16 protein-coding genes and 1 pseudogene are annotated in these 18,478 nt (G+C 35.9%); 5 read left to right on the forward strand and 12 right to left on the reverse strand.

The features are described 5' to 3' along the window. Positions 1-306: 306 nt before the first annotated feature. Positions 307-1,281, forward strand: coding sequence for an Abi family protein (locus tag FCI53_RS18205; protein ID WP_138420448.1), 975 nt, complete (start codon positions 307-309; stop codon positions 1,279-1,281). A gap of 179 nt (positions 1,282-1,460) precedes the next feature. Here FCI53_RS18205 and FCI53_RS18210 read toward each other — a convergent pair whose 3' ends face one another. The 5 genes from FCI53_RS18210 to FCI53_RS18230 all read right to left on the reverse strand — a co-directional run bounded on the left by FCI53_RS18210 (position 1,461) and on the right by FCI53_RS18230 (position 6,148). Then, positions 1,461-2,630 (reverse strand): recombinase zinc beta ribbon domain-containing protein, encoded by a 1,170-nt coding sequence (locus FCI53_RS18210; RefSeq protein WP_281279563.1) that lies wholly within the window; start codon positions 2,628-2,630, stop codon positions 1,461-1,463. A 167-nt stretch (positions 2,631-2,797) separates the two neighbouring features. Beyond that, positions 2,798-4,126 carry a hypothetical protein gene (locus FCI53_RS18215; RefSeq protein WP_138420450.1) on the reverse strand — a complete coding sequence of 443 codons (1,329 nt, stop codon included), beginning with the start codon at positions 4,124-4,126 and terminating at the stop codon, positions 2,798-2,800. A 109-nt stretch (positions 4,127-4,235) separates the two neighbouring features. Continuing rightward, on the reverse strand, positions 4,236-4,706 hold the full coding sequence (locus FCI53_RS18220; RefSeq protein ID WP_138420451.1) for a hypothetical protein: 471 nt from the start codon (positions 4,704-4,706) through the stop codon (positions 4,236-4,238). 13 nt (positions 4,707-4,719) lie between these two features. Continuing rightward, positions 4,720-5,589, reverse strand: coding sequence for a S1 family peptidase (locus tag FCI53_RS18225; RefSeq protein ID WP_138420452.1), 870 nt, complete (start codon positions 5,587-5,589; stop codon positions 4,720-4,722). 28 nt (positions 5,590-5,617) lie between these two features. Next, positions 5,618-6,148: a restriction endonuclease gene (locus tag FCI53_RS18230; protein WP_246050151.1), complete on the reverse strand. Its 531-nt coding sequence runs from the start codon at positions 6,146-6,148 to the stop codon at positions 5,618-5,620. Positions 6,149-6,450: 302 nt separating this feature from the next. On the opposite strand from FCI53_RS18230, the gene FCI53_RS18235 reads away from it, so the two are divergent. Continuing rightward, on the forward strand, positions 6,451-7,206 hold the full coding sequence (locus FCI53_RS18235; protein ID WP_138420453.1) for a hypothetical protein: 756 nt from the start codon (positions 6,451-6,453) through the stop codon (positions 7,204-7,206). A 62-nt stretch (positions 7,207-7,268) separates the two neighbouring features. On the opposite strand, the gene FCI53_RS18240 is transcribed toward FCI53_RS18235, so the two are convergent. Both FCI53_RS18240 and FCI53_RS18245 read right to left on the reverse strand, forming a co-directional pair. Further along, complete coding sequence (locus FCI53_RS18240) at positions 7,269-8,804, reverse strand: YifB family Mg chelatase-like AAA ATPase (RefSeq protein ID WP_138420454.1); 1,536 nt, start codon at positions 8,802-8,804, stop codon at positions 7,269-7,271. Positions 8,805-8,815: 11 nt separating this feature from the next. Next, the gene (locus FCI53_RS18245) at positions 8,816-9,388 is read right to left on the reverse strand and encodes a transposase (protein ID WP_171038234.1); all 573 of its coding nucleotides are present in this window, start codon (positions 9,386-9,388) and stop codon (positions 8,816-8,818) included. Positions 9,389-9,709: 321 nt separating this feature from the next. Between FCI53_RS18245 and FCI53_RS18250 the strand changes: the two genes are divergently transcribed. Beyond that, entirely contained in the window at positions 9,710-10,774 is a 1,065-nt protein-coding gene (locus FCI53_RS18250) for a hypothetical protein (RefSeq protein ID WP_138420456.1), read from the forward strand. Between the two features lie 665 nt (positions 10,775-11,439). Here FCI53_RS18250 and FCI53_RS18255 read toward each other — a convergent pair. Further along, on the reverse strand, positions 11,440-12,177 hold the full coding sequence (locus FCI53_RS18255; RefSeq protein ID WP_171038235.1) for a stalk domain-containing protein: 738 nt from the start codon (positions 12,175-12,177) through the stop codon (positions 11,440-11,442). A gap of 279 nt (positions 12,178-12,456) precedes the next feature. Here FCI53_RS18255 and FCI53_RS22250 point away from each other — a divergent pair. After that, positions 12,457-12,618: pseudogene (locus FCI53_RS22250) on the forward strand (S-layer homology domain-containing protein); the annotation flags it as partial. A gap of 234 nt (positions 12,619-12,852) precedes the next feature. On the opposite strand, the gene FCI53_RS18265 reads toward FCI53_RS22250, so the two are convergent. The 3 genes from FCI53_RS18265 to FCI53_RS18275 form a co-directional block, all read right to left on the reverse strand. Then, on the reverse strand, positions 12,853-14,022 hold the full coding sequence (locus tag FCI53_RS18265) for a YifB family Mg chelatase-like AAA ATPase (RefSeq protein WP_138420458.1): 1,170 nt from the start codon (positions 14,020-14,022) through the stop codon (positions 12,853-12,855). Between the two features lie 11 nt (positions 14,023-14,033). Further along, positions 14,034-14,606 carry a transposase gene (locus FCI53_RS18270; RefSeq protein ID WP_138420459.1) on the reverse strand — a complete coding sequence of 191 codons (573 nt, stop codon included), beginning with the start codon at positions 14,604-14,606 and terminating at the stop codon, positions 14,034-14,036. Positions 14,607-15,417: 811 nt separating this feature from the next. After that, the gene (locus FCI53_RS18275; protein WP_138420460.1) at positions 15,418-15,657 is read right to left on the reverse strand and encodes a hypothetical protein; all 240 of its coding nucleotides are present in this window, start codon (positions 15,655-15,657) and stop codon (positions 15,418-15,420) included. A gap of 491 nt (positions 15,658-16,148) precedes the next feature. Between FCI53_RS18275 and FCI53_RS18280 the strand changes: the two genes are divergently transcribed. Then, a complete protein-coding gene (locus FCI53_RS18280) occupies positions 16,149-17,750 on the forward strand; it encodes a DUF6119 family protein (RefSeq protein WP_171038236.1) in 1,602 nt (533 codons plus the stop codon). A gap of 362 nt (positions 17,751-18,112) precedes the next feature. Here FCI53_RS18280 and FCI53_RS18285 read toward each other — a convergent pair whose 3' ends face one another. Continuing rightward, positions 18,113-18,451, reverse strand: coding sequence for a recombinase family protein (locus tag FCI53_RS18285; RefSeq protein WP_138420462.1), 339 nt, complete (start codon positions 18,449-18,451; stop codon positions 18,113-18,115). Between the last annotated feature and the right edge of the window lie 27 nt (positions 18,452-18,478).

The following is an 18,478-nucleotide window of genomic DNA, read 5'->3' on the forward strand; positions in this document are numbered from 1 at the left end:
TTGAAAAAATACGGTAATTATCTTCGAACCAACGGTTGACTTCAGAACGTGTTAAACTTTGCTGTTCGAGCTCTCTTCTTTTCTGTTCAATGTTAAAAACAGAATTATGTAGGTAGGCTGAATCCAAGAAATACACATCCCTTCTAATCCAATTGCTTGTAAGACCATTATATCATTATGAGAATTTTTGGAAATGTTATAGTTAAAAGAACTCTTTTCAAACTTCAATTGAATAATAGGATTGTAGTTTTTTTAGTAGTTAACCTTTATAATTAGGATAATAGGTATAAATGGGAGCGATTTATTTTGGTAAAAGGGAAAACAACTAATGGGTTAATGCGCCACCTAAGGGATCAGCACGGTATAGAAATTAGTGGAAGTAAACAGAAGAGAGATCTATTAAATATCGGATATTATCATGGATATAAAGGCTATCGTTTTATTGGACAAGCTAACCATCAAATTCCCTATACCAACTTTGATGAGGTTGTCGGTGTATATGAGTTTGACACAAACTTGAAAACGATATTTTATCCAAGAATAATGTTCATTGAAACAGCTATAAAGAACTATACACTTAACACATTAATTGGTATAGGACCTGCGGACTTCGATTTCGTTTTTTCACATCTATTAAATGATTATAAGAAAGAAAATACGGGTAATAATAAGTATAGGGATAAAATGAAGAAGCGGCTTGATTTACGTAATAAAATCAATCAACAGATAAGTTACAATTATTCCGAACAAAAAGCCGTAATTTCACACTTTTTCCATAGCAATAAACCAATTCCACTTTGGGCTATATTTGAGGTTATTAACCTCGGAGAATTTGGATTCTTCCTACAGTGTTTAAATCAAGACACAAGAATAGCAATTGCTGAAGACTTAAATATGCACACTACTAATCATAATCAGAATGGAAGAATTGTGGAAGACATCATTTTCCTAATTAAAGAACTTCGAAATGCAGTGGCTCATAACTCTGTAGTCTTTGATTGTAGATTCAAAAAGATGAAACCCCCAGCTCGTTTAAAAGAATACTTACAAAGCGAAACAGGAATTACTAATATTTCTTTTGACACCATTGTTGATTATTTTATCATTTTAATCTTTCTACTTAAAAAGCTAGGTGTTACAAAAACCGAGTTGAAACAAATTGTCAGAAAGTTTTATGCTGAATCTGAAAAACTTAGAAGTACAGTACCGATACCGGTCCACACCTCTATAATGGGATCTGATTTCCGAAATAAGGTAAATAATTTAACGAACTACATTTAAGCTTGTACTTTACGAATAGGATGAACTGTAGTATCATATTATATAACTAATAGCGGTGTATAGCTTCGGCTTACACTTAAGGGGACTGGATGCGTCTGGTCCTCTTTTAATTTTGTCCAGAATCAACACAAAGAAAGCCCACCAAGTGGCTACATCAGCCAACTCAGTGGGTTCCTACATCACTTCTTCACCATATAATATTTATGCTTTCTTTGATGATTCGGCAAAAACTCCTTCTGCAACTTCCCTTTTTCCATCAATGTCTGGATAACACTGCTTCTTAGATGGGAGTCCGATATGAACATCATGGTATTCATAAAGTCTAGAATTTCTCCCCATCTCCTTGGTTTTTCACAATATTCCAGTAAGGCAGTAACCTCTGGCCCTTTCAAAAAGTCCGAATGCTTTTTCTTTCGCTTAGCATGGCGTCTCGCTTTCTTTTCCTCTAAAAGCTGATATCGGTAACTTTCATACCTTTCATCCGTGGACCAATCTATCCCCATACTGAAATGGTAAACAATCTTTCCATCCTTATAGACCGTAGCTTGTTCCACAAACTGAGTGTAGAGTTCCGCAGGGAATGGTTGTTGTTGTTCCTCATGTAGCTTTTTTACTTGCTTCATTAGCTCTTTGTATTCATTTTTGTATTGCCCCGCTAATTTCTTACGATCGGAGAAGGCTTTTAGCTGTTTATGCAGGTTTACTAACTCTCCACTTAAATCATCCACCCTTTTTGAATCCTGCCCGTCTTGATGAAGCTCTTCATCCACTGCTTCATACAGCGCTTGATTCAATTGCTCAATTCTTTTACGAACCTCTTCTTCTAGGTTAAGTTCCTGGGCACTTAACTCCGTTCGAGCAATTACCTTGTTTACTTCTGCCTGAAAAGCCTCATTTTGATGAAGCTCCTTTAACATCTTGATAAAGTGCTGTTCGAAATAGGTTTGTTGAAAACGGTGTGAGGAACAACCGTCAACAGCATAATATTTTTGAGCTAGCCTGCATACCCACCTGTGAACTTCGTATTCTTTACCATCACTACGTCGTTCTACAGCTCGTTGATGAGTAAATCCATTTCCACATTCTCCACATTGAAGTTTATCGATAAATGCCACGTTTTTATGTGTGTTTTTCGAGTATTTCTTGTGATTACGAGTCTTAAAGGCTATCGAGCGCTCCTCGATGATTGCTTGCACTGCCTCCCATTCTTCCGGATCAATAATCGCTTCATGATGGCCTTCAATATAATATTGAGGTAACTCTCCTTGATTAGTAGCTACTTTTTCCTCTAATGTGTCTAGCATAAAGTATTTTTGATAGAGGTAGTCGCCCCTTGATGCGAAAAAGATAAAAAATCAAAATCTAGATTCTCCCCAAATCCAAACCACTAAATCTAGTATGAAATTCACGCTTTTTATCTTTTCGTCATCATCAAAATGCAGTTTTGATTACTATGCAGTGTAGATGTATTTAAAAAAGACAAAAAAATAAGCCCATCACCAGTTAAGGCAATGAACTAGACTAATTCGGTCTTTGCATTTTTATAAAAATGGCTAGCTAATATTTGTTGGGTTTGCACATAACTTACATTGATATTCCTACAATACTCACTTACCTCTTTATTAAACGTAATAACGTTCTCTAGTTCTGTACTAAATTCTTGTTTTTCTTTTTCATTAAAGTAGGAATAGATAATATTAGGATTTGTTACTCCTGAATCGTAAAATGTCAACATTAAGTTTCTTAATAAATGATAATCATTTTCCACATTCATTCCAAAGATCAAAACCGTAGATATTGAGTTGTCCTTGATTAACTTGGTTACTCTGTCACTAATTTTCAATGTCTTTTTATTAAAAAAACTTTTTGTTGCACTTTGACTATTAACAATAGGTAAGAACGATTTAAATATAAAATAATCACCGATTAATATATCAGAGAAGCTTACATACCCCTCGTCAAAGTTCAAACCATAACTCTGGTTATACACGTACTCTTCTTTGTTGAGAATAAATTCACCGTGTAAATGTTCAACATTTTTGTCTACGATCAACTCCATTATTTTGTCGTAGTTAAGCGAAATTAACACATTGAACCTATTCAGAAACTGTTTCAACTTCTCTGTATCCAGGTTATCCAAATTATCTAATTTATTTAATTTAACTGCTTTTCCTTTTGAGAAAATAGCTATAGAAAATAGCATTTTAAAATACGTTGTAAATCCATTGAAAATAACATCTTCCTGGAGTACAGCCTTTTCGTTATCAACATGTATTAGCCTAGTATTATTTTTGTCCCCGTGTTTTAATACTGTAATGAAGGAGTTGTTATTAGGAATATGGTAATAGCTTGGTTTCATATTTTTTATTGCAGCATAGAAATATATTAAAATCGTCCAATGCTCAATATTTACATACCGTATTCCTTTTTCTCTAGACACTTTACAAATTTGCTCAAGTGGTTCAAGTTCGCTGAAACCAAAAGTTAATTTCGAGATAATACCTCTTTCCCAAAATTCATCTATCAATTCGTTATTAGCTTTAATTGACTCAGCAAATAAAACAGCATCTTCAAAAATAGTCATTAGTTTTTCTTCTGAAAAATATCTTAAATGCTGTAAAACACTTTTATAATTTTCATTACATTTCTTACTGAATGCTTTATTAGACTTCACCCTAAGCTGTGAGTTATAGATTAAATCTTTGTGAGCTGAGTACAGATTGCCGTATATGTTGCTAAACTCCTTATCAAAGTTAATACTAAAACCATTGCCACATATAAAGGCACATCTCCGCTCTGATATCTTTTTATTTAGATCTAATATGGCTTCTTCATTTCCTAGCAAAATAACACCCCCTACGGCTATCTATTATATTAGTCTTTCAAAATTTCCATTAACAAATAGAAAACATTAACATTCTCCTCAAGATTATCTTTCTAAACTTTCACAGCCCTTAAGTGGAAATAGAGTTTAAAAGCCTGACTTTACTATCTATGTTGTCATATTCCATTATCTCTACATCACCTGGAATCAAGTGGTCATATGCTCTTATATAATACTCTCCTAATGTTTCTCCTCTTTTTTCACTGTAGTCCTTTAAAATGAAAAATATTTTTCTATATTCTTCCGGTGCCAAATAGAAATAATACATTGCTTCATTCCAAACGGTTAACTTCGCACTAGGAACATTCCCACCAGAAGTCCATTTATGAGACTTACACTCCACAATTACTTTCTCAGGGTCACTTGAGGTGTTTCCCAAATCAAAAACATGATTTTTCTTTTTCTGATTTACACCTACTGGCAAACTAACTCCTTTATTCAAGATTATATTATTTTTCTCAAAATACTTAAGAGCTACTTCTTCAAAGTCTCTTCCTACATGCGCATTGCTTATAGCGTTTTCTCTTTGAAAATTATTCATATTGCTTCTCCTATTATTTAACATCAGCTTTTTCGGAATAATTGGTAGATGTCTTAAGAATATCCACAAATGCAAGCAGTTCAGAAGATTTTATAACATTGCCCAGATTCATCATAACTTTGGAATACACCTTGTCTACATTTGTTTCAGCAACAGATAAAGGACCTGAATATAGGATTCCTAAAAATAGTATTTTTTTACCACTACCATAAAACTCTTCTCTATCTTCTTTTCCAAAGTTATGTAACATTACCGGAGATCCACTAGAACCCGGGTAACATGCACAATCTATAACAAATTCATTTCGATTATTGTAATTGTAAGCTGGGTGTGAAGCGGTACTTCCAGTTCGGAATAGCGGCTGATTATTATATTCATCCCAAAGCCCATTCGGGTACCCTACCATTAATATATCTTCAATAGCGTTTAGTTTTCCCACATCTTCAATAGTTGGTATGTTATCATTATCTAATGCTACATTGACTATATTTTCGTTACCAGGTGCGGCAAAAGGATATATACATAAGTCAACCTCACTATCGGGATGAAAAATACAATGTTCCTCGAATTCTGGTATTTCCATTGTTTGGGTTTGCCCTGTTCTGAATACCTTAGAGTCTTGATATATTTGTAAAGTAACTTCACCAAAGTTAGGTGTTTTAGAAGTTTCAAATACATTTACTAGAACCTTTGCTTTTTTAGCATTTTCAACAACATGTTTGTTAGTTACGATACATGGAACATAATGTTTCCTGGCATCATCTAAAAAGAAATTAAAGTAAAATCCAGTTCCTGTCCCATTAGGATTATTATTAGAATCATAAGTCTCTATTCTTATTGTATTTAAACTTAAAACTTCTGCTAAATAATTATCCCTAATCATGTTACCCCTCCTGTATTTGAGTAAATTTCTATGCGCCTTTCTTTATCTCCAGCATCCAATTAATCAACTGTTTACGATCAACCAACCTAACTTGATTTGAGTTTGCTAGTTTTTTAGCTTGTTCAGTAAAAAGTCTATTCGTAATCACCCAACACTCCTCCGCTTTGTAGTGGCTTTTAGCTGATGCTATTTCTTGTACAGCTTTTACTCCAACATTTTTCTTATACCTTTTAGCTTGTACAATAATCTTCTTACCTTTTGTTGATAAAATAAGGTCGGCACCATAGTCTCCACTTGACGGTGTTAATTGTATATAATAGCCTTTTGCCTTTAACAAGGCCTGAAGGTATTCTTCAAACTTCCTCCCAGACATTTCATCTACTTCGGTAATACCTGACTTTCTGAGCTTTTGTTCCCTCAGCACTTTAACTATTAATGCAAATATTAGGGATCCACCAAAGAATACTATTATCGCTAATGTTAATAAAGGTTCAGCAGTTAACATAGACCAAAGTAAGTCTAACCCCATTTTAAATCCATCAAAAAAATCTAGTCCCATATTACTCTACTCCTAATAATTTTTTATCTGTGAAAAATCCAATACTTTACACTTTTTATTATATCAAACTATTGCACTAACCTTTTTGAAAATATAAAATAACCTCCAAGTAGCAACTTGGTCACTCAATGTCTAGCTTAATGGTTTTTGATTCACCTTTATTTTTCATATCCGCTTGCGTTACTTATCCTTTTTCATTAACTATTTTTAAAAATTTATCTCAAACATTAAATAAATAGATTGAATAGGACAAACCTTTCACCTCATATAGTGTCATAACAATATAGGGAGGGGGAATAAAAATGACAATTGGTCGTATCCAGCCAAGCCAATTGGTTGCTTTTCATCAAGAAAAGGTTACTAGGAACACTGCTTTAAACTATTCAGAGGAAATGGAAAAGGCCAAATCGCCTTATATTAATGTTGAAAAAAGAAAAGATGGTAAATTTAATGTTATTTCTGGATTTAAATACATTGATGGAATTCGGTTACTAAATAAAAATTTTCCTCTTTTAGTTGTAATATCTGACCCTTATCCATCTGAGCAAGAACGGAAACTAGCATTGCTCCAGCGCTGTCTATCCAATAATGAAAAAAATAAATATAAAGAAATCTTAATATATGAGCTGATAAAAAATTATAAGATGAACGAGTTCTCTATATCACAAGAATTAGGGCAAGATGCAAATAAAATTAAAAAGTATATGTATAGGCAAATTATCCCCCATACTTATTTAGAGGAAGCTGAACATTTAGGGGTTAAACACATCATTCAGGCTATCTTCTTAGCTAATTCCTACACGCTTCATGAAAAAAGAATCTTAACAGAATTATGTCTTGAACCAAATTACCACCTCAGATTAAAGAACAAACACCTTGCATTATATAGAAAATACCGTAGAACTTATTCACTATTTGAAGACTTCTCCATGGCCAAGCAGCAAGTCTTAAGTGCTGTTAATCCTGACAAAGCCATAGAAGAATATTGGGAAAAGATTGCTCACCCTTTAGTGTACACTGATATTCATATCTTTGATCAAAGTAGACCCGCTCATTGAAACCTACGAAAAAACACTACTCATGTTGAAACACTGGAAACCAACCTCCACTAGTCCTTTCATTACAACACAACATCCTTCCCTCCCTTCTTCAACAAAGGCGATCGCTGATAAGTCATCGCTTCCCATAGTGCTTCATCTGTTATTCGTTCCTCGCCATTTAAATCAGCGATGGTTCTAGCTAATCGTAAAATTTTCACTTGAACGCGGTTGCTCCATTGTTGTTTTTGCGCACATTTTTCGATTAGGTGGATTTGATCTAGGGACACGTTGCCTTTGTTTTTCAGTGTTTCAAGCGAGGCGGTAGAATTACGATCATTGCTTTGACAACGCTCCTGCTGTATGCCTTGTGCTTCGACCACTTGTTTACGAAGCTCTGCAGATGTAGGGCCTTTTGTGGTATAGGCATTCATTGACACGGGAACGAGTGATAGAAAAATATCAAACCGATCGAGAAGAGGACCGGAGATTTTGTTGTGATACTTTTGGATCTCTTTGGGGCTGCATGTACAATAGCGATGTTTTGCCCCATGATAGCCACATGGACAAGGGTTCATCGCTGAAATTAATTGAAAATGAGCTGGATAGGTTACGGTTCCTTGTGCTCGACTAATATGCACTTGGCCACTTTCCAATGGTTCACGCAGCATGTCTAACGTTTTTTTGGTGAATTCAGGTAACTCATCGAGAAACAGAACGCCGTTATGGGCAAGAGACGCCTCTCCCGGTTTTGGGTTGGAACCACCGCCAACAAGTGCGACATAGGAAGAGGAATGGTGTGGCGAGCGAAATGGGGCTGTTCCTCTAGGTGGGGGCGTACTGTTCGTCATTTGGTAGACACTTACCATTTCTAAATATTGTTGGTCCGTTAATGGCGGCAATATCGTGGAAAAACTTTCTGCTAGCATGGTTTTGCCACAGCCAGGTGGTCCTGACATAAACAAATGGTGTCCACCAGCAGCAGCAATCGTCATCGCTCGCTTGGCGCGTTCATGGCCAATTACATGGGAAAAATCGTGTTCGGTTGGTGGAGCATTTTGCTCAGCAACGACATGAGGACGCTCATCTTCTGCAAAAGACAAAGATAGTTGCCCCTCTAAATGTGCTACACAGTCATTAAGATGATGAATCGGGAACAGATCAAGAGACGGGATGTTTGCTAGAGGTAATTCTAAGGAGGATGGCAAATAAAGCCGCTTAAATCCCAGTTTAGTTGCAGCTAACACACTTGGCAGCAAGCCATCTACCGATTGGATGGTACCATCTAAACGCAGTGATCCAACAAACGCTGTATCCGCATCAAACTCCACATCAAGTTTTTCTTCTTCCTTTAAAATCCCTAATGCGATCGCAATATCGAAAAAAGGGCCCGCCTTCTTCTGTTCCGGTGGGGACAGTTGCACAATCACGCGTTGCTCCGACACATCACAGCCCATGGTGATCAACGTACTCATCACCCGCTCACGCGACTCCTTTACAGCTAAATCGGGCAAACCAATAATCGTAAAGGCTGGCGGTCCTTCCATCACATGCACCTCCACCTGGATCCGATATCCTTCCATTCCGAGCAGGCCAATACTTGATATACTTGTAACCATTGTACACACTCCTATCCTTTATTTAGGTTCACATGCTTCTTTTCCTGTTGCACTTTGGCTTGTAGAAACTTTTGATAATTGTCGATTTTCGGTTCGGGGAAAAAAGTGAAGATTCGTTCCGTACTAACGAGCGTACTGTTTGTAGGATGAACGTAATCGAAATAACTGCTCCACTTATAATCCTTTAACTCCTGTACCATATTGGCACGAATCGGGTTCAAATGGATGTATTTGTTCACTTCTAGTTCATATTCAACTGTCGTTAATAACTCGGAACCATAGCGACTTTCGAACACATGGCCTGAAAAGTGATATTTTTGGTTAAAATACTTTGCATACTTAAGATGAAGTTGTTGTAGTATTTTTCCTGGATGGTGTTCTAGAGGCTGAAGTTGTAAGTGAATGTGGTTCGTCATGAGGCAATACGTATGGAGTTCAAACGGTTTTATCTGCTTAATGTCTTGCAAAATCCTTAAATATTCTATACGATCTTCATCATCGTGAAACAAAGTAGTTCGTCTAATTCCTCGACTGGTAATATGCAACTTAGCGCCTGGAAACCAAGTCCGTTTCTTTCTAGGCAACCGTAACCCTCCTCCAACTATTTGATTGTAATGGTTAATTGGAAAATAAAAGTTCCTGTAGAGAGGAAAACACAAAGAGAGGTAATAAACATTATAGTGACTATGTTTCTATTAACATATATTCGCCATGTTCAACAAATATCCTCCTAAAACCTACATTTTTTTCAAATATTTTTAACAAACAAAACAAGGAGCTGCCAGCCTATTTGACAACTCCTCTCACCATATCATTGTCCATCTATCATGGACAACTGTCTTTTTTGGGTACCTGGTACCGATACCCTGCCTGGCTTTTTCTTTGTCACTGGTGATTACTTGAAAATGTTGAAAACACCTGGTATCTTTATTCAATTATGGTTATATGACAAGATGATTTATCAAAAATCTAAATTTAAAACTAAATACGATTTTGTGCCACTATGGGCACCTAAATGTCTAAAAGAAATAACTAAACTCAAAAAAATGGGTTGCTATAAAGAAAAAGAACAAAATGGTAATGAAATAAAGGTGAAAACAGATAAATTAGTTGTGGATGAAATTTTGGATTTATGGCGTACTGTAGGATTAATAGAAAAAGTCGGACGTAGGGACCGTTTTTTTCATAAGATTGTTTGTGATTATCTCCCAGCTCATGAAGATAAAAAAGAGAGCCTATTTGTTGAATGGGGATTTGGGTCTTCAAATTATCCCAAGGAAGTTAGAGAGGCTATTGATGAATATCGAAAAAATTTTAAACTTCTGCATAAACCGATTAAACACACTCACGCCCGCATAGAAGAAAACAGAAAGAAGGATATGGACAAGTTCTTTGTTCAACAAAGAAACAAATTCCGACGAAACATTATTGAAATACAAAACAAAACACAAATGAATTTCGTTGAAGATTTTAAAGTATTAGAAGAAATTGATCTTAAAGAGTTGAAAGAAATGCATGATCAAGCTGAGAGGAAATATGATAACTGGTTGAGTATGCAAAATGAGATAGTCAGAATGCAAAACGAAACTAATATCGTATTAGTTGAAGACATTAATAGACTAGACCAAATAAGTTATAGTGATTTAGTTGGCCTATACGAAGTTTGCGAGTCCACATATTATTGGTGGGAGGAAGAAAAAAGAAAGGAAGCAAAAGAAGAACAAAGGATAAAAAGAGAAGAAGAAAAACGATTAGAACAAGAGAAGAAGAAAAAAGCTATAGAAAAAGAGAAAATGGAAAAAACAAAGGAAAAACTAATAAGTAGAATTAAACAAATGCGCAGCGAAAAAGATTTAACTTATTCTGTCGGCGTTAACGATTTATATAAAAGTGATTTATCTACTGTTAGACGGATTTATCAAGAAACAATAGGGGATTACGAATATCATAAACAATTATCTTTATTCTGAATTAGATCCAACCGTAATGATTAGGGAACGATTAGAAGGGTGGATTTAATCAAAATCCACCTAGAAACTCAAAAGACCCACCGTGGTCTGGTTCGGTGAGAGGCATGGTGGTTTCTGAGGTCGGGAGCACTAATACTAATACATCATTCTGTCCTTCGTACGTGGTCATTTGTATTCCCAAGGGGTCTGACCCCTATATCAAAAAATACCAAATTGAAATAGCATTTTCATTGCTTCATATGCCACCATGTTGCACGCCCCCTCTCTTACAGGGAGGTACCAACCGCCCATCCGCTTTATGTAGTTGCTTAAACTGATTTTAGCAAGGACGAACATAAATACATATAATAACCCAAAGAGGAGAGTCGATCATTTCATTTGATTGACTCTCCTTTTCATTTTATTCTATGAATCTTTTGTTGGTGGACACATGGCACTAGGAAAACATAATAGCACTTATAAACCGTCCTTCCATCGTGGACATTTGTGTTTTTAGGGGGTCTGACCCCTATATCGCAATGTATATCGCAATGAAATTTGCCCTTACCCATCACTTTTTATCGGATATCAGCTGTTACGGTGCATTCATGCCCCCCTGTATTGCATATGCCGCCACTCGTACAAAAGAAAATGCACTGACTTAAGCGCATTTTCTTAATAGAAATTTATTTAACTTTTTTAAGATCGTAAATTTCATAGATTCCTTTATCATCCAAGTCATCCCCAAAATAGTCATACCATTCTTCTGTACGAGGTAATAAAGCTTCTTCTCTCACTGTATTATCATTAGGGTACATACCAACACTAGGTAGCCTTTTAGCTCTTATTGATTCATCCATAAGAATATCTTGTAAGTTAAATTCTATTAGGTCATAGTCAACAAACTCGTAAGACTCATCATATAATTTTAACTTTACTTCTGTTCCTACAATCTCACCTTCGACTTTATCTTCAAGTAACCTATTATTGATTACCCCTTGAGTCCCTTTAATAAGAACTTGTTCATCTTCATAAACTATTTCTTCAAGTGAAATCGTCATTTCATTTTGATAGTCATTAGCTTCCCAAGAATAGTTCCAATCCCCCAATAAAAGGTCCTCCAAGAAGGTATTATCATTCACAATATCAGCAGACATCGAATCTGAATTATAATTTACTTTTGCTCCTAGCATTTCTGCTGATGCTCTTAATGGAACATAAGTCTTTCCTTCATGATACCATGTTGGTTGTTCAACAGTTTCTCCATTAACAGTTAAACCAACTCTTTCCTTATGGATGTCAAGGCTTTCAACAGTTGCAGCATTACCTCTTGGGGTTTTATATTGATTAATTACTGCTGCAGATACAACCCCTGTAGTGAGTAGCACTAGAATAATAACACTGAATAAAATCTTCCATTTCATTTCCATTCCTCCCCAATATGTTTATGTTACGACTGTATTTAAGTATAAAGGATTACTAGTTAAGAATAAAGTGATTTTTTAAAAAAATCATTATAATTAGAATATTACAATTATTTCGATTTATAATACTTGTTTGTCTTTAAACTATTTTAAAATCTCCTTTACGAAAATGAAGAGCATTATCTATACCTAACTTAAATAATTCCTCACCTCAAACTATGTAATTAAAACTCCTATGCCTATCAACTAGAAGGGGATCCAGACAGAACATTTACTGACGTCCCGAAAGATCATGCATTTTACAATTATATTTCCATCCTAGCGGCTAATAAAATTACCACTGGGATGGGCAATGGAACCTTTGCACCAAATGACAAGGTTTCAAGATTCAACTTTTCTGTTTTTATGGCTAGAACGATGAATGAAAAATTCAAGGAATAAGTGGAATTTTACGTTAGACGACAATTTGTAAGTGACAAGCACCTAAATCATCCTACATGAAAAGCAGTTATACCGGCAAGTTACCAATCCTAAAGAAGTAATCACCTTACTCCTTTGATTGGAGCGGAAGGGGATTACTTCTTTTTCTGTTGGCGACGATTGGTGACTGCTACAACTTTTAAATTTCATTTCTGTGACTATATAATATGTTTAACTCAAGTCACTTTCTCATTCCTATCCCCTTTCTAGCCAATCACCATAATCGTCTAACTTTATAACTTCAGCGAGATTATGGATTTCTTTAGGACTACATGTACAATAGCGATGTTTGGCACCATGATAGCCACATGGACAAGGATTCATCGCAGAAATTAATTGAAAATGGGCTGGATAGGTTACTGTTCCTCGTGCTCGACTAATGTGAACCAGGCCACTTTCCAACGGCTCACGCAGCATGTCTAACGTTTTTTTGGTGAATTCAGGTAACTCATCGAGAAATAGGACGCCGTTATGAGCAAGGGACGCCTCACCCGGTTTTGGATTCGAACCACCGCCAACAAGCGCGACATAGGAGGAAGAATGGTGTGGCGAGCGAAATGGGGCTGTTCCTCTAGGTGGGGGCGTACTGTTCGTCATTTGGTAGACACTTACCATTTCTAAATATTGCTGATCCGTTAATGTCGGCAATATTGTTGAAAAACTTTCCGCTAGCATGGTTTTGCCACATCCAGGTGGTCCTGACATAAACAAATGGTGTCCACCAGCAGCGGCAATCGTCAACGCTCGCTTGGCGCGTTCATGGCCGATTACATGGGAAAAATCGTGTTCGGATGGTGGAGCATTTTGCTCTGCAACGACATGAGGACGCTCATCTTCTGCAAAAGACAAAGATAGTTGCCCCTCTAAATGTGCTACACAGTCATTAAGATGATGAATCGGGAACAGATCAAGAGACGGGATGTTTGCTAGAGGTAATTCTAAGGAGGATGGCAAATAAAGCCGCTTAAATCCCAGTTTAGTTGCAGCTAACACACTTGGCAGCAAGCCATCTACCGATTGGATGGTACCATCTAAACGCAGTGATCCAACAAACGCTGTATCCGCATCAAACTCCACATCAAGTTTTTCTTCTTCCTTTAAAATCCCTAATGCGATCGCAATATCGAAAAAAGGTCCTGCTTTCTTCTGCTCTGGTGGGGACAGTTGCACAATCACGCGTTGCTCCGACACATCACAGCCCATCGTGATCAACGTACTCATCACCCGCTCCCGAGACTCCCTTACAGCTAAATCCGGCAACCCAATAATCGTAAAGGCTGGTGGTCCTTCCATCACATGCACCTCCACCTGGATCCGATAGCCTTCCATTCCGAGCAGGCCAATACTTGATATACTTGTAACCATCCTACACACTCCTATCCTTTATTTACGTTTACATACTTATTTTCCTGTTGCACTTTGACTTGTAGAAACTTTTGATAATTGTCGATTTTCGGTTCGGGGAAAAAAGTGAAAATTCGCTCCGTAGTAACGAGCGTACTGTTTGTAGGTTGTACATAATGGAAATAACTGCTCCACTTATAATCTTCTAAACACGTTACCATATTGGCACGAATCGGGTTCAAATGGATGTATTTGTTCACTTCTAATTCATATTCAACTGTCGTTAACAACTCAGAACCATAGCGGCTTTCGAACACATGGCCTGAAAAGTGATATTTTTGGTTAAAATAGGTGGCATAATGAGAATGGACATGTTTCATGATTTGACCTGTAGAGTGCTCGATCGTTTCCAGTTGAAGATGAATATGGTTGGTCATGAGGCAATACGTATGAAGAATAAATGGCGTGCGCTCTTTCGCTTCTTCCAATAATCGGAGATATTCGCACCTGTCTTCGTCGTCATGAAACAATGTCGTCCGATGAATCCCGCGACTAGTAATATGGAACCTTGCACCAGGGAACCAAACCCGTTTTTTCCTAGGCAAAAGTAAACCTCCTTACAATTATTATATTTTCTAGTTTGATATAATGTAATAAGAAAGAAAAAAGGAAGGAAACTTGTAGGTAGCAACACAACATGTAGGTATTTTTCTATATACACTAATTCGCCATAGAAACAAAATATCCTTCAATATTTTACAAAAACTTTTTTGGAGCTGCGCCTATTACCAGGAAGGAATAAGACAAGAAAAAAGACCATATTTCTTTTAAGTTGCTAAAGGAATCAATCATCATGTATAATTTATTTATAAATAACGTAGTATAAAAAAGACCGAGCACTGCTGACAAATGACAACAATGCTCAGTCAACACAACTACATGCCGCAAGAAGAGCGGCTGACCAAAATAAGTAATACTTAGAAGAAAGTAACCTATCCTAACCTTTGGTCGGGCGGTGGACGGTTACTTTTTTCTTGTTTCTTTGACGATTTCTATAACCAATTTAAGCACATTGATAAGCAATAATGCTGTTGTTAGTGCAATAATTATTGCTTCATATGTCGTCATTTTTCCACCTCCCTTCTGTCGGGAGATGGCCAACTGCCCATCCGCTTTATGTAGTTGATAGAATTAATTGTAGCAAGAACGAACTTAAAAATCTATTATAATACAAAGGAGAGCCGATCATTTATCTAAGTGATTGACTCTCCTTTACATTTTATTTCTATAAGGTTCATGAACTGTCCATCATACGTGGACATTTGTGTTTTTAGGGGGTCTGACCCCTATATCCCTATATCCCCGTCCACCCACCATGGAAAAAACATGCATTTGTCTTTTTAGGGGGTCTGACCCCTATGCCCCCTTATGCCCCCTAGCGTCTCTCAACTGTTCTAGGATATCGTCATTTGAAAATATTGCTTTTGTCATTCTCTTCTTTTGTTTCTCTGATATTGTACTTAAACCATATACATCTTTCGCCTCTGAAAGAGAAAGTTCGAATGTTTTATTTTCTGTTTTAAACATATAGGTGTTTTCATCAATCTGGAAAGCTTCGAACACATTCCCGTCATCATTCTTTACATAAATCTTCATGAAGGATACCCCTCCTTCTATTTATTATAACGGATAAGCTATATGATCTTTGATCTATATCATCATTATAAATGATTATTCCCCATAATACTAATGCTAAAATGAATACTTATAATTTAGCATATAACACCATCACCTATGAAATCATACTTTCTTCGAGCGTCGTATTACCGCCATAACACGCCATCACCCTAACTTAAAAAAGTGCCTATTCGATAACAGAAGCAAAATGATTGGTAAATATATGGCAACATGAATACGTTAGGACTTACTGATTGTCCTTCCTACATGGACATTTGTATTTACAAGGGGTCAGACTCCGATATCAGGGTCTGACCCCTATATTGGGATAGGAAATGCGAGAATGGAATTACAGGCATGAGAATTTACAAACACAACTTTCATGATGTATTATACAATATACAATGAGATATCTGAAAATTCTAGGTATTTCTACAAGAATATAAAACTTCTAGATGAGGTGTCTGATTATGCCAAATCCAGAACAACCCAAATATAAGATATCTGTTTACTTAATTAAAAAAGAGTACGGTAGTTTCGAAGATGTGATTGATAGTGTAAAAGTAACCGATCATTACACTTTAAAAGAAGAATTTAATATTAATGGTATAGTTTATACTGGTCATAATGATTCTAATCAACCTGACTGGAACATTTTGCTACAACAGGGAGCAAATAATATGCCTAACTTATATAATCAATCTACTAGAGCTATATTATTAGTAAAGCGGGAAAATAGAATCTTTGCATTTACATTTGGTCACGGTAAACATTTGATGCTCCCAGAATCCTATGAAAGAGGATTTGGACTAAGAGTTGTATTAAACAATGCAAATCCTGAAAAGCTTAAAAGCTTAGATGCATCTATTATTGATGACCTTATTATCCAATCAAGAACACAAGCAAGTAAATCAACAGAGATTCAAAGTTTTGACGTTGATAATTACAGGGATTTTCTCAGATCAGTAACTGCTGAGGCGATCGATAAAGATCGGTATGGTGAAATACTATCTGGAAGGGATTCCTTTCATTATAACGGTTACTTTAATTTTCATGATCTGAGTCAACTCTGTAGCAGACTTTTGGCTGATTACAACAGTAATAAATATCAAAAAACACCTTTTTATTGGATTGATTATATAAAAAATATAACCGATCCTCAAACAGTACAGAAATTAGATGGCAAATTAGTAGATGGGATAATGGATTCTGATAAAACTATCCATCTTGCGCCACCATATATATTAAATTACGAAGAGAACTATACCTATTCATACACAGAAAACGGGCAAAAATTTCAAGACCTAAACATGAAAGATTTGATAAATAACAAGTTTAATTTCTTAAATAATTTGGATGCGGATAAATTAAAGAGGCATAAAATATTTTGTTGGACGCATGGGGATAGTTACCCTCAAGAATCCTGGTCGATTTATCAATGCTGTGTTGCTGAGATAGAGTTTGACAACAAAACCTATATTTTGACATTTGGCCAATGGTTTGAGGTTGATAATGGCTTTGAAGAAAGCATTACAGACTACATTAAGAAGATTCCAAACAGCAAGTTACCATTAGATAGTTTTGATCCAGAAAAAGGCGATGTAAACGAAGAAAGTTATAATAAAAGAATGGGAGAAGAGGATTATTTCATTTGTTTAGATAGGAAAAATATTCAAATAGATAATAGTAAAATAGAAGTCTGTGATTTACTCTCAAAAGAAGGAGAATTAATTCATGTGAAACCTTGGAGTAGCTCTTCTACACTAAGTCACTTATTTTCCCAAGGGAGAATAAGTGCAGATCTATTATCAAGTAATTATGATGCAAGAGAGAAAACAATTAATAAAATTAATCAAATTGATTCAGAGTATTCTAATTTGATTAAAAAAGATAATTTTATTACAAATAACTACAAAGTTGTGTTTGCTATTATCTATAAAGAAAACAAGCCAATTGAAGAACGTCTACCCTTCTTCTCAAAGTTGAATTTTATGCATACACATAAGCAACTAATCAACATGCAATTTAATGTAGAAAAGATACATATTAGAAAGTTATCAACAGATTCCTAAAATAAAATGTATATACTCACCAAGGAGAGTCGATCATTTCAGTTGTATAATTTCATATGATGATTGACTCTTCTTTACATTTTATTCTATAAATCTTTTGTTAATGATCATACAGCATAGGAAAATATGCTCACAAACCGTTCGTAATACGTGGACATTTGTGTTTTTAGGGGGTCTGACCCCTATATCCTGTTATTTGTTAACAAGATTATCGCATGGTTTTAAGCGGGAGACCATGTGGGTATTATTTGACGCTTACGGATCATGAACATGATAATGTGGAAAACCTGCTCGATAACAGACCCAAAAATGCTGATAATAGTCCCCATTTTTTTCGGCCTCTTATTCACATAATGGACCACTTATTTTGAACATTCCCCACAAATCATCTTCTCTAAGAATGTTTCATTTTTATTTTCATTGATTTCTGGCAAGGGAGCTGAACGTTTCTTCTTTACCTCTTGCGCTCGCTCATCTAATATCTTCTGTACTTCATCCCACTTTTTCTGTGGTATGATCGGTTCGTGATGCTCCTCTATATAATACTGATGTTCTTGCCCTTCATTAGGAACGTTTTTCTTTCGGCCATTTTGCAACGCTATCGTTTGTTGGAATAAAATATCGCCTTTATAAACCACATTTCTTAAGATGGTAATAACCGTTCTAGCTCCCCAGGTTAAATTACCAGTTGGGCTCGGAATCTTTTTTCACTTAAATCAACTGCGATT

It is taken from the genome of Aquibacillus sediminis (genome assembly GCF_005870085.1).
In the GTDB taxonomy this organism is placed as follows: domain Bacteria; phylum Bacillota; class Bacilli; order Bacillales; family Amphibacillaceae; genus Aquibacillus_E; species Aquibacillus_E sediminis.

What these genes read in the sequence shown, in the direction of transcription:
- FCI53_RS18240 (WP_138420454.1), bottom strand. Translation starts at nt 8,804, where the DNA reads ATGGTTACAAGTATATCAAGTATTGGCCTGCTCGGAATGGAAGGATAT.
- FCI53_RS18235 (WP_138420453.1), top strand. Translation starts at nt 6,451, where the DNA reads ATGACAATTGGTCGTATCCAGCCAAGCCAATTGGTTGCTTTTCATCAA.
- FCI53_RS18275 (WP_138420460.1), bottom strand. Translation starts at nt 15,657, where the DNA reads ATGAAGATTTATGTAAAGAATGATGACGGGAATGTGTTCGAAGCTTTC.
- FCI53_RS18230 (WP_246050151.1), bottom strand. Translation starts at nt 6,148, where the DNA reads ATGGGACTAGATTTTTTTGATGGATTTAAAATGGGGTTAGACTTACTT.
- FCI53_RS18280 (WP_171038236.1), top strand. Translation starts at nt 16,149, where the DNA reads ATGCCAAATCCAGAACAACCCAAATATAAGATATCTGTTTACTTAATT.
- FCI53_RS18225 (WP_138420452.1), bottom strand. Translation starts at nt 5,589, where the DNA reads ATGATTAGGGATAATTATTTAGCAGAAGTTTTAAGTTTAAATACAATA.
- FCI53_RS18255 (WP_171038235.1), bottom strand. Translation starts at nt 12,177, where the DNA reads ATGAAATGGAAGATTTTATTCAGTGTTATTATTCTAGTGCTACTCACT.
- FCI53_RS18265 (WP_138420458.1), bottom strand. Translation starts at nt 14,022, where the DNA reads ATGGTTACAAGTATATCAAGTATTGGCCTGCTCGGAATGGAAGGCTAT.
- FCI53_RS18220 (WP_138420451.1), bottom strand. Translation starts at nt 4,706, where the DNA reads ATGAATAATTTTCAAAGAGAAAACGCTATAAGCAATGCGCATGTAGGA.
- FCI53_RS18250 (WP_138420456.1), top strand. Translation starts at nt 9,710, where the DNA reads ATGTTGAAAACACCTGGTATCTTTATTCAATTATGGTTATATGACAAG.